Source organism: Bartonella sp. AP20NXHL (genome assembly GCF_042196165.1).
GTDB lineage: Bacteria > Pseudomonadota > Alphaproteobacteria > Rhizobiales > Rhizobiaceae > Bartonella.
The window spans coordinates 1-11,535 of sequence record NZ_JBHIPV010000022.1 but is presented as its reverse complement, the minus strand read 5'-3'; the positions used below and the strand labels follow the sequence as shown (position 1 = coordinate 11,535).

8 protein-coding genes and 2 pseudogenes are annotated in these 11,535 nt (G+C 36.4%); 4 read left to right on the top strand and 6 right to left on the bottom strand.

Annotation, left to right across the window (positions count from 1 at the left end):
- From ACFILL_RS08240 to ACFILL_RS08225, 4 genes and pseudogenes are all read left to right on the top strand, one after another.
- Positions 1-939 (top strand): tyrosine-type recombinase/integrase (locus ACFILL_RS08240; RefSeq protein ID WP_375637847.1); only part of this gene is annotated, 939 nt, incomplete at its 5' end.
- Between the two features lie 829 nt (positions 940-1,768).
- Positions 1,769-3,553, top strand: coding sequence for an MFS transporter (locus tag ACFILL_RS08235; protein WP_375643702.1), 1,785 nt, complete (start codon positions 1,769-1,771; stop codon positions 3,551-3,553).
- Complete coding sequence (locus tag ACFILL_RS08230; RefSeq protein ID WP_375643701.1) at positions 3,543-4,157, top strand: hypothetical protein; 615 nt, start codon at positions 3,543-3,545, stop codon at positions 4,155-4,157. The genes ACFILL_RS08235 and ACFILL_RS08230 overlap by 11 nt, the downstream gene beginning before the upstream one ends.
- Before the next feature lie 76 nt (positions 4,158-4,233).
- A pseudogene (locus tag ACFILL_RS08225) lies at positions 4,234-5,062 on the top strand (autotransporter domain-containing protein); the annotation flags it as partial.
- Between the two features lie 549 nt (positions 5,063-5,611).
- Here the strand turns inward: ACFILL_RS08225 and ACFILL_RS08220 are convergent.
- From ACFILL_RS08220 to ACFILL_RS08195, 6 genes and pseudogenes are all read right to left on the bottom strand, one after another.
- A complete protein-coding gene (locus ACFILL_RS08220; RefSeq protein WP_375631680.1) occupies positions 5,612-6,394 on the bottom strand; it encodes an ABC transporter ATP-binding protein in 783 nt (260 codons plus the stop codon).
- Complete coding sequence (locus ACFILL_RS08215; protein ID WP_273790733.1) at positions 6,381-7,265, bottom strand: ABC transporter ATP-binding protein; 885 nt, start codon at positions 7,263-7,265, stop codon at positions 6,381-6,383. The genes ACFILL_RS08220 and ACFILL_RS08215 overlap by 14 nt, the downstream gene beginning before the upstream one ends.
- Positions 7,258-8,187 carry an ABC transporter permease gene (locus ACFILL_RS08210; RefSeq protein ID WP_273790732.1) on the bottom strand — a complete coding sequence of 310 codons (930 nt, stop codon included), beginning with the start codon at positions 8,185-8,187 and terminating at the stop codon, positions 7,258-7,260. Before ACFILL_RS08210 ends, ACFILL_RS08215 begins: the two co-directional genes overlap by 8 nt.
- Positions 8,188-8,189: 2 nt before the next feature.
- Positions 8,190-9,263, bottom strand: a complete 1,074-nt coding sequence (locus ACFILL_RS08205) for an ABC transporter permease (protein ID WP_375631682.1) — start codon at positions 9,261-9,263, stop codon at positions 8,190-8,192.
- A gap of 111 nt (positions 9,264-9,374) precedes the next feature.
- Positions 9,375-10,991 (bottom strand): ABC transporter substrate-binding protein, encoded by a 1,617-nt coding sequence (locus ACFILL_RS08200; protein ID WP_375643698.1) that lies wholly within the window; start codon positions 10,989-10,991, stop codon positions 9,375-9,377.
- A 372-nt stretch (positions 10,992-11,363) separates the two neighbouring features.
- Positions 11,364-11,535, bottom strand: a pseudogene (locus tag ACFILL_RS08195) (ABC transporter substrate-binding protein); the annotation flags it as partial.

Here is an 11,535-nt window from a genome sequence, read left to right as displayed (position 1 = left end):
ACCTATGGAACGCAAGAGTTTGTTGATAACTACAAAAGCGCACTTGCCGAGTTACAAGGGCTTATACTTCCTAAATCCAAAACCGGTAAACTTGTTGAAGGTTCATTTGCATGGCTGCTTAAACAATACTTTAACAGCTCTAATTGGCATAGTTACACTAAAGCTACAAAAAAACAAAAAGAACTCATCCTTATGAAGGTATGTGATACTATAGGAAACATTCCATACCAAGCAATTGAAAAGAAGCATATTATAGCCGGTGTTGAACGGCGTAAAGAAACACCAGCAATGGCTAGAAACTTTCTGAAAGCCCTTAATGGACTTTTTAATTGGGCAATTGATCAAGGTCTTTTAGAAAATAATCCAACAACAGGAGTAAGAAGACCAGCTCTTAACAACAAAGATGGATTTGTTGTTTGGACAGAAGAAGATGTTGAGAAGTATTATCAAAGATGGTCCCATGGTACCCATGAACGCGTTTGGATTGATGTCCTTTTGTATACGGGTTTGCGTCGTGGTGATGCGGTCCGCATTGGCTGGAAAGATGTAAAGAATAACATCATTCATCTTAAAACAGAGAAAAGTAAATTCCAAACAGATGTCTTTCTCCCAATTTTGCCAGAATTAGCCAAAACGCTTGAAGCAGGTCCTATTGGAGCAGAAACATTCATTTGTGGTAAAGAAGGTAAAAAACTAGTTAAAGAAAGTTTTGGCAACCTTTTTCGTGAGGCTTGTAACGTAGCAGAAATCAAAAAATCAGCACATGGCTTGAGAAAATTAGCAGCAACACGCGCAGCTAACTCTGGTGCAACAGTATCACAACTCAAAGCAATTTTTGGCTGGACAGATGACGCTATGGCATCTCTTTACACAAAGAGCGCAGACCGTAAAAAACTTGCTCTTGAAGCCATAAAAAAGCTTCAAAAAGATGAGGGATAGAGGCAAAAAAACTCAATAGAATCAAGATTCACCTATTCCCTCATATTAGACATAACTATTTTATTTTACTTGCTTTTTATTTGCTCTCATCGCCCACCATATAGCTTTACATTCCTATTCAGTTATTGATTCTTCATATATTTTTTAAAGATGAGAGATTCCTGAATAAAGTATTGTTATTTCTATGGATTCGACTAGTGTCCAAGGATATTATGATATACGGGGGCGAATAAATTTGATCGCTTGTGGAAAAACATTGAAACCGTTAAGAATCTTCAACCTCTGCAAAGTATAGGAATAAGAGCGACAGTTACCAAAGAGATTCTAGAAAATATTATTAATTTTATCGATTTTTGTATAAGCAAAGATGTCGATTATATCGGATTCAGCCCGCTCGATACGTCGTCATTTAGTTTTTCTAGAAAAAATAATACAAAGGATCGATCTAAGGCTTTAAGAAACAAAACTCTTCCGCCAAACACTTCACTTTTTCATTTGAGAGATGAATTATCAAGGAAAGAATCCCCCCTCCAGATTTATATAGATAAAAAGTTCCAAGAAAGGAAAATCTCATGGACGTCACAAAATTTTGTAAATTGTATTAATTATTACTTAGGCGAAAATTCTATGTACGTTTCGTCGCCGTTAATGTGTTTATTTCCATTTTCATCCTTGGTATTGGACTATAATGGAGATTTAAAAAATTGCTTTTATTCAGAAGCTTTTGGGAATCTACAAAATTATGAGGCAATAGATTGGTCTGCTCAGAGCGTTTTAAAATCTTTGAAAGAATCTGGCGCATGTAGCGGATGTCGTGGGAAGGTGTTTTGTGGATAAGGTTAAGCAATTTAAGATTTATAGTGTTAGCAAGTCTACTGCTCTAGTGGTTGCTGTTTTACCACTTTTTTTGTCGGAAAAATTGCATTTGTCACAAGCGGATATTGTTTTAATCGGTAGTTATTTTTTATTGCTTCCTTTGATCTTAGAAGTCCCCTTGGGTTTATTATCAGATGTTTATGGAAGTAAGCGCGTTATTTATACTGGGCTGTTTTTCTTTCTTTGCGGTTTTTTAGCTCTTTTTATGAATTATGCATATTTTGCTTACGCCACTTATTTGTTGTGTATTACATTAGCAGCCGCTTGTTTCTCAGGTGCGGAAGATAGTTTACTCTTTTCTGTAGTACCAAAGCATCGCACACTGTTTTCCGTTAAGTCCGAAGTGGCTGCTGTTACCTATAGTGTGACAACGGTACTTATTTTTTTAGGGGGAATACTTTATTATGTGCATCCTGCATTGCCTGTGATTTTTCAAGTCCTTTCATTAATTTTTGCTATTTTTATGTTTTCAAAACTGACGAAGGGATTAGATAGTTTTCATATCAACGCTCATCCGAATATTTTCACAGTTATGTGCGCCAGCCGTAAAGAAGTCAAAAATCCTTATCGCTTCACTCTTATTTTTTTAAGTGCAGTTTCAGCTTTTGCTATTTTGGTTAATAATCGAACTGTTTCTATCGCATTTTCTGATTTTTTGCCATTTCAACCTGCTATTTTGGTTTCGATTATTTTTATCATTGGGAATTTTTTTTCAGCAAGTTCCAATATATTGTTTCAGAAGTATTTTTCAAAGTTTCAAAATCCTATTTTCCCCGTCTTAATGATTGGTTGTATGGTAACCATTGCTTTTTTTCTCATGTCATTTCAAATCATTGCGGCTCTTATATTAGGATTTTTACTGCTATGTGTTTTTAAATCTGCTTATCGATCTTATCTGTCGTCTCTTCTTATAAATTCACTGATTGATCCCAAAGCTATCGCGACTGTTTTATCATTCACAGCCATTATTACAGCTGTTGTATCCTTTGCATTCAGTTTTTTATACGGTCATGTTTTTTCAACATTCTGGCAAGCTAATTTGTGGTTGGCAGTGATTATGGCTGTGATTTTTGGGGTGTCTGCTTTAATTATTTTTGTCAGAAAACAAGAAATCATTTGGTTACAGCCTGAAAATGCACAATCGTCAAAACAACATTTCTTGAAACGCAAGCATCAAGAGTTTTGCTATGGGCAAATTTATCCGGAAGCATCGTGCATTAATGAAAACATCAAGGATGGCTCTTTTCGACAAAGTCTCTATCCTGCACCAAATTTGATAACACTTTGCGATGAAGTAGTCGAATGGGAGTTTATCCGGGGTACTGTATTGAGCCAAATGGATTTGCTACATCAAAAGGCGATTATTGATCAAATCAATAAGATCTTTCAAGATCGATTAAGCAAGAATATAATCTTATCACATGGAGATTTACATCCTGATAATATCATTGTTACTCCTGATAGTTCTTTTATGGTAGTGGATTGGGATTTATGTCAAGAAGCCAGTCCGGAATTGGATATCTTAACATTTTTCACCAGTCCAAGATTATCTCTCAATTTAGAAGAACGGATAGACTATATTTCTCATTTGCTGTCTATATCAAAGGATGAAGCTTTACCAATGATAAAAGCGTTTGTGGCTAAAAAAATTTCTGATCTTTGTCTATACCAAAATATTTTCATGAAACAATTAGTATTGGATTATATGAACTTGAATAAGAAATTTCATGGGCGATAATATTGTAATTTGTAATAAAAATTGCAGTGCGGGCTGCAATCATTGTCCGTATTCGATGGAATGTATGGTGAGAGATGATGCGTTGCCTGAATCTTTATATACAATAAATGACATAAAATCTGATTTTATTATTCTTTCTGGTGGAGAGCCTTTTGAGCTCGATTATGATTTACTTCATAAATATACTTGTATGTGTCTCATTTGTAAAAAATATTTTCGGATTGCAACAGGGGGGCACATCTATATTCAACCATATTTGAAGCTATTAAAGAGTAATCCGTTCTTTTTAGGGATACAAATAGGCACAGATGTTATTTCAGAGATAAGAAATCTAGACAGTAAAAAATATAAACAAAAGTGGGTGCATAACATAGAGTGTATGAAAAAAGATAGCGTACCATATAGTGTGACGATTACTTTATCGGAGAGATTCGATTTGGCAGAAGTGTTAGCTCTAATATGTATCGCTACTCCCGAGTTCATTTTAGTTAATTTTGAAAATAGAAAAAAGTACGAGAATACATTTCAGTTAAATATGATACGGGATTTTTTTTCTGGCTGTGAGATAAAATATGGATATACGCATCAGAGTTTACACCAATAAATATAAACTATCGGATTCTTTTCACAGTTCTTCTGGTGTGTTAGTTGAAAAAACAGATGTCTTAAGGAAAGAATAAGACAAACGGAATGGCTTCTTCTTATACGTCTATGGAAAACAGGAAGCTTATTTTCTGATAAGTAGTGCTCCTAGTAAATATGGTTATAGCAGTGCTCATCTTCGCTATGCTGCTCTACAAGGAGCTGTTAACCTTGTCGCGCAGAAAGGAAAAATATCTACAATACATTTTGGTCTTTTCGGAACCTACGGGCAACTCTCCTTCACTCCAAAGAATATGCAAGACAGCAAGTAAGAGCATATTGAATAAATGGTCATTTCAACTCACCGCCTAAGGCAGTAAATAGCGTGACAGTGGTTTCTATCTTGATACGCTGTTATCCTATGGCTTCCTAAAGGGAAAGATCACAATGCCCTCATTAGTACAACCGCAAAATTGAAAAATGCAAAAATGTTGGCGATCTCCACAACTGTTGGCAAACAATTTGCAACGGGTATCCAAGGCGTAGCATTCGAACCGCAGGCACAACTTGCCTATCAACATTTGATGTTTGATACCATTAAAGATGCTGATAATCTGACCATTGACATGCAAAATCCTTCTCAATGGATAATCCGTGTTGGTGGACGTTTGAAAAAAACCATTGCCACTGAAAACAGCCGTCCTATGTCTTTCTATGGAAAAGTAAACTTGATCAAAACCTTTGGTGATGATCAGACACTCCATATCGATAAGAATTATAAACGTGCCCCTCGGGAAGTTTCGTTGAAGGTGGGCCACAATTGTCCGCTAACCTCTCCCTTCATGGTGATGTCAGCTATCAACAAAAGCTTCAAAAACTGGTATAAGTGGTGCAAGCTTTTCAGGAAGAATACGCTATCAGTTTTAAATAACGACTGTAAAAAACAGCCCATTCAATTTAACAAAAAGGCAGCATATTGCTGCCTTTTTGGCTTATTATAAGCTGTTTTTAAGCGCTTTTTTAAATAGAGAACAGCGAAATATTTGAAGACTGTCATTGACCATTGAATGTTTTTTACAAAAAATTCTTTTTATAAAGAATAAAACTGTAAAAAGAGAACAACCAAAAACAAAATAATATTGAAAAATAATGTGAAGATTTTCTAGAAAATACAGTATTACTATCTTTTGTTATTTCTCACAAATTTAATGCTTTAAATGCCAAAATAAAACTTTTGAACATAAAATGATAAGTAAAAATAATGTAACAATATTAAACAAAGGGATGTATGTTATAAGTCACTCGTATATTTCAAAATGGGAGTTCTAGTAGGATTTAAAATATTATAGCTCAAACACTGCCCAGCAAATTCATACTGGAAAAATCCTATTATGCCCTTCCCTCTTAACAATACCGCCAAACATCACCAGAAACTTCAAAACAAATAAAATTGCATTTTCTCTTCTGTAAAATGGATCATGCTCTTTGCTCTCTATGGACAATAGGCTCTATACTTGCTTCAAAAAACTCCTTTGTATAATCGTGTTGCGCACGTAGATTACGCAATTCATCATTGCTAAGCTCTTCAAGAATAATCCCTTTATGCATAATTCCAACACGTTCACAAATATGTGCAACAACAGCAAGATCATGGGATACCATTAAATAAGTAAGCTTTTTTCTCACGCGCAATGATTTCAACAAGTTTAAAATTTCAGCCTGTACCGACACATCCAATGCAGATGTTGGCTCATCAAGCAATAACACCTCTGGCTCAATAATTAAAGCACGTGCAAGAGCAATACGCTGACGCTGCCCTCCAGACAACTCATGAGGATAACGATAAAGAAATGAAGAATCTAAACCAACGGAATCTAAAGCATCCTCTACCCGCTCTCTTTGATTATCCATCCCATGGATTTTGAGCGATTCAGAAAGAACCGTATGGACCATTTTTCTTGGATGCAGCGAAGCATAAGGATCTTGAAAAACCATTTGAATACAGCGTAAAAAATCCTTACTTCTTTTCTTTTCAACTTCTTGTCCAGCAAAAAGAAACTTTCCACTATAATCTGGAATAAGCCCCACCAATGTATTCAAAATAGTTGACTTTCCACATCCGGATTCACCAATCAAACCATAAGCTTCACCACGCTTAATATGAAAATTAACATTTTTAACAACTGTTACTGCCTTATGCCTATGACCAAAAGTTACAGATAAATTAGAAACATCAATAATATTCTCACAATTTGTCATGAGGAACCTCCTCAACACCATTAACAATCGTAGGATTATACAACCAATCAGGATCACGCTCAGGAACAGCCAAAATATCAACTGGATTATCAAGCCGTGGTAAACTCGCGAGCAACGCCTTTGTATAAGGATGACAAGCGTGAGACAAATCAGAAGCAGGCAACTCTTCTAGCACACGGCCCGCATACATCACTAAAATACGATCACAAAAATCAGCAATCATATTTAAATCATGACTAATGAAAATAAGTCCCGTTCCAGACTTTGTAACAAGTTCATCTAATACGGATAAAACTTGCCGTCTGACCGTAATATCAAGCGCAGATGTTGGTTCATCGGCAATAATTAAATCAGGTTTTGGAATGAGCATCATTGCAATCATCACACGCTGCCCCATCCCCCCAGATATTTCATGAGGAAAGAGACGCATCACATGTTCAGGATCACGAATATGAACAGATTCTAACATAGATATGGTGCGCTCCCGCGCTTCAGCTTTTGAAACACGATAATGAATACGGTAAGCCTCCATAATCTGTTCCCCGATCCGTATTAATGGATTAAGTGAATATTTGGGGTCCTGTAAAATCATTGAAATACGTTTCCCACGGATTTTTCGCATCTGAGGTTCACTTGCGGCCAATAAATCAACATCCTCAAAGCGCATTTTTTTAGCTTTAACAATGGCTGCTTTTGGACTTAACCTTAGTATTGCGCGCCCAGTCATCGATTTTCCAGATCCGGATTCACCAACAATTCCAATTTTTTCTTTTCCAACAGAAAAACTAACGCCACGCACAACTTCTGAAATGCCGCGCGTTGTAGGAAAAGAAATACGTAAATCTTCTACTTCTAATAATTTATTACCCATTGCGTGGATCCAATACATCACGAAGACCATCACCTAAAAGGTTGAAAGCAAGACTTGCAAATAATATTGCACAGCCTGGTATTGCCGCCAACCACCAATTTGTCATCATAAATTCCCGCCCTGAAGAAAGCATCGCACCCCATTCAGGACTTGGAAGTTGAGCTCCCAACCCTAAAAAACCAAGACCAGCAGCCGTTAAAATAATTCCAGACATATCCAAAGTTAATCGTACAATCACTGAAGGAATACACATGGGCGCAACATGAAACAAAATAATTCGCCAAGCAGAGGCCCCTTGCAAACGAACTACAGAAACATAATCAGAAGAACGTATTGTCAAAGTCTCAGCACGTGCTAAACGTGCAATTGGCGGCCATGCTGCAATTGAAATTGCAATAGAAGCATTTTCAATCCCCGGTCCCAATGCGGCTGAAAATGCAAGAGCTAAAATCAAACCTGGAAAAGCAAGAAAAATATCGACAATACGCATGAGCACAGTATCAACCCATCCGCCCATATAACCAGATACAGTTCCAACAATAAGCCCTATTGGACCTACAATAACTGTTGTAAGAAAAACAACATAAAGAGTAATACGGGAACCAAAAACAAGGCGACTAAAAATGTCACGTCCCAATTCATCTGTTCCAAAATAATGCGCCATAGAGGGTGGCTGCAACCGATGCCCTAGATCATTGCTAAGAAAATCATGCGTAGCAATCCAAGGAGCAAAAAATGCACATATGATAATAATACAAATAATAAGCAGACCGAATACAGCCGAAAAGTTATGAAAAAACTTAGCCAGTGCGTGATAAATTCTTTGTATGTTCGCTTGAATTATGGAGTTTGGAACAGGATCGTTTAACCAACTACCCAAAGAAGATGATGATTGCGATTTATGATGATTACTTACTGTCATATTCAACGTGTCCTTGGATCAAAAATGCGATAAAGCAAATCAGAAAATAAATTAATGGCGACAAAGATAAATCCTACAAGTAAAGTACATCCTACAACTGCATTCATATCTCCGGCTAAAAGAGCATTTGTCAAGTAATGTCCAAAACCAGGCCAAGCAAAAACTGTCTCCGTTAAAACAGCCCCTTCTAATAAAAAAGCATAAGAAAGCGCAACAACAGTAATAATTTGAACAGCAGCATTTCGAAAGGCATGCCCCCAAACGGTTCGCGCCCACGATAATCCCTTTACACGTGCAGTAATGATATATTCCTGATTAAGCTGCTCAATCATAAACCCACGAGTCATACGGCTAATATAAGCCATAGCACCGAAAGCCAAGATCAAAGCAGGCATAATAACGTGACTAAAAACATTACCAAAAGCCTCCCATTGTCCTTGGCTTGCCGTATCCCAAAGGAAAAATCCTGTTTTTGGTTCAAAAGAATATTCATAAAGAAAATCAATACGTCCTGGGCCACCAACCCAGCCAAGCTTAGCGTAAAATATTAACAACGCCATTAATCCGAGCCAAAACGTTGGAGTAGAATAACTTACAAGTGTAAAAACACGGACAACATAATCAATAAATGAATCGCGATACATTGCTGCAAAAACACCAAATGGAATTCCAAGAGTTGTGCCAATAACAATAGCAACGGTTGCAAGCTCTAATGTTGCAGGAAATACACGCATAATATCGGCTAGAACAGGTCGCCCAGAAGTTAAAGCATCTCCAAAGTCAAACAAAAATACATTATGAAGATACTTCCAATATTGGACAATCAACGGCTTATCAAGACCCAGCTTATAATACATTGCATCATAAGCTTCCTGACTGATATTATCACCAAGAATAGACAGAACCGGATCTAGAGGAAGAAGATGACCAAGAAAAAAAGTGATCGTCACCAACCCAAGCAATGTGATAAAAACTGAAATAAGAAGTTTCAATCCTTTGCATAAAAAATCCCATAAAAATAATTTTTTCTGCTTTTCTGATACAGCTCTTTCAGTCTCTGAAAGTGGCAAAACCATTATAAAAATCCCCTCTGTAGCGACAAAACATAAAGCAAATACCTCTTTTTATATAACGAAACAACCTCTTATGAAGCATGTTCTACAATCCTTCTCTATAACATGCTTCTTTTATTTTTCTGCTTCATTGTAATAAAGTCTATAACTGTTCCAAATCCATTTTTTGACATCAGGTCCCATACCAACGGTATAATATGTCTGAAATAAATAAACCATAGGACCATGCTCTAACACATAATGCTGTAAAGTACGATATTGCACAATGCGCTTATTGGGGTCTTGCTCAAACAAAGCATCCATCACCATGTTATTAATATTTTCATCATAATACCCAGCGCGCCAAGCTAAATACATATTGTGCTTTTTTGTAAATGTTGGATCAGGGTTAAACACGTGATTTAATGAAGCAGGATGTCCATCAGGATCAGCACTCCCCCACCCCATAAGTGCAGTATCATAATTTCCACCACGTACACGGCTCAACAATTGATTTTGTGCCATTTTTTCAATTGTAAGCTCAACACCAATTTTGCGTGCATTGGCTTGAATAGACTGTGCAACAGACGACATATAACTAAGGCTTCCAACTAAAAGATTAGCTTTAAACCCATTAGGATAACCAGCTTCAGTAATCAGTTGTTTTGCTTTTTTCAAATCCAACTGAAAAGGCAAACCTTCTTTTTCATCTAAAGCACCTGGAACACCTAAAGACATATAAGTTGCCCTAGGAATAGCAATTCCTTTCAAAACAGTTTTTCCAAGACCTTCATAATCAACCAAATAACGAAGTGCCAGTCTGACCTTTTCATTCGAAAAAATTGCATTCTTATTATTTAACGATAGGTAAATAATCTGCGGACGCAAAACACGACTAATTTTGACTGGTTCTCCCTTTTTTTCAAGATCTAAAATATCCTCTGAAGAAAGATCACGCACTATATCCACATCACCTTTTTCCAAAAGAAGTCTTTGACTTGATGAATCCGCTACATGCTGCACAACAATCTGCTTAATTTTAGGCACATCGCCCCAATAATGCTGTGTCGCCTCTAACACAACTTTATCTCCTGGAGACCAGCTCACCAATTTATAAGGTCCAACACAAGCTGAATGTGTTGCTAAATATTTATTCCCCATATCACCGTTAATACTCTGTGCTTCAATTGTTTCCCGATCAAGCAAAGCAGAAGCATAAGATTGTCCAATAACAGTCAATATGAGCTGAATAGGATAGGGTTTATCTAATTTTAATTGTAAAGTCTTATCATCAAGTGCCTGAATATTTGTTTCAACATTGTTTTTGGTAAACCCATAATCCATTAAAGATTGAGCATAGCTTAATCCTAATTTAATAATCCGTCGCATCGACCATACCAGATCTTGCGCTGTAGCCGTCCTTCCGTCATTAAACTTTAAATCATCACGAAGATGAAAAACTATTCTTTTGCCATTATCTAAAACGTCCCAAGATTTTGCCATAGCAGGGCGAATTTTTGTAGGATCATGCTCGTCATATTGCACTAACGCGCTGCAAATATTCGTCAATAACTCACTCGTCACAACCTCAACAGTTTGCGCTGGATCAAAACTACTAATTGAATCAATATTCCACGCCATTACCAATATATCTTTAGATGAAGCGCTGAATGCCGATGTTACAGCCCCATTAAAAAAAACGATTGAGCTTAATAAAATAGAAAAATTTTTCAATATTCTTTGTTTTCCCATTTTATCTCTTCCTTTTGTATTCTTCTACCTTTTCACACAAAGTGATTTTGATTTTGCTCTTTCATCTTTTAAATAGCATAGCATTAGACATCAATTTCATTTCATCAAACTAAGCATCTATAAAATAATTTTCTTATACATCAATCTATATTCTGGATGCAGAGAATCTATAACTATAAATAAAGATCCTCCCCAATATAACTTTCTATATTTATCGCTCCCTATAAACGATCTTAATTATATACTGCTACTGCACAAACATCCCTCACAATTTCATCCTTAAAAACTGAAGAGCTTTTATATGGGAGAATATTTTCATCATACAATTATGATTAAGCTCTTTTTAGCTTTGACAACATTAAAAAGACACTCTTATTTTTCAATTGCACTATAAAAAATACGCGGTGCACTATTCCAAACCCACTTTTTGACATCAGGCGTCATCGCGACAACGCTATATTGTTGAAAGATAAACGCATAAGGTCCTTTTTGCATAAGTTCACGTTGTAAATCAGCATATATTTGTGCCCGTTTTTGCGGATCT

Coding starts and splice junctions, on each gene's coding strand:
- ACFILL_RS08230 (WP_375643701.1), top strand. CDS start 3,543: ATGGGCGATAATATTGTAATTTGTAATAAAAATTGCAGTGCGGGCTGC.
- ACFILL_RS08220 (WP_375631680.1), bottom strand. CDS start 6,394: ATGACAAATTGTGAGAATATTATTGATGTTTCTAATTTATCTGTAACT.
- ACFILL_RS08215 (WP_273790733.1), bottom strand. CDS start 7,265: ATGGGTAATAAATTATTAGAAGTAGAAGATTTACGTATTTCTTTTCCT.
- ACFILL_RS08210 (WP_273790732.1), bottom strand. CDS start 8,187: ATGACAGTAAGTAATCATCATAAATCGCAATCATCATCTTCTTTGGGT.
- ACFILL_RS08205 (WP_375631682.1), bottom strand. CDS start 9,263: ATGGTTTTGCCACTTTCAGAGACTGAAAGAGCTGTATCAGAAAAGCAG.
- ACFILL_RS08200 (WP_375643698.1), bottom strand. CDS start 10,991: ATGGGAAAACAAAGAATATTGAAAAATTTTTCTATTTTATTAAGCTCA.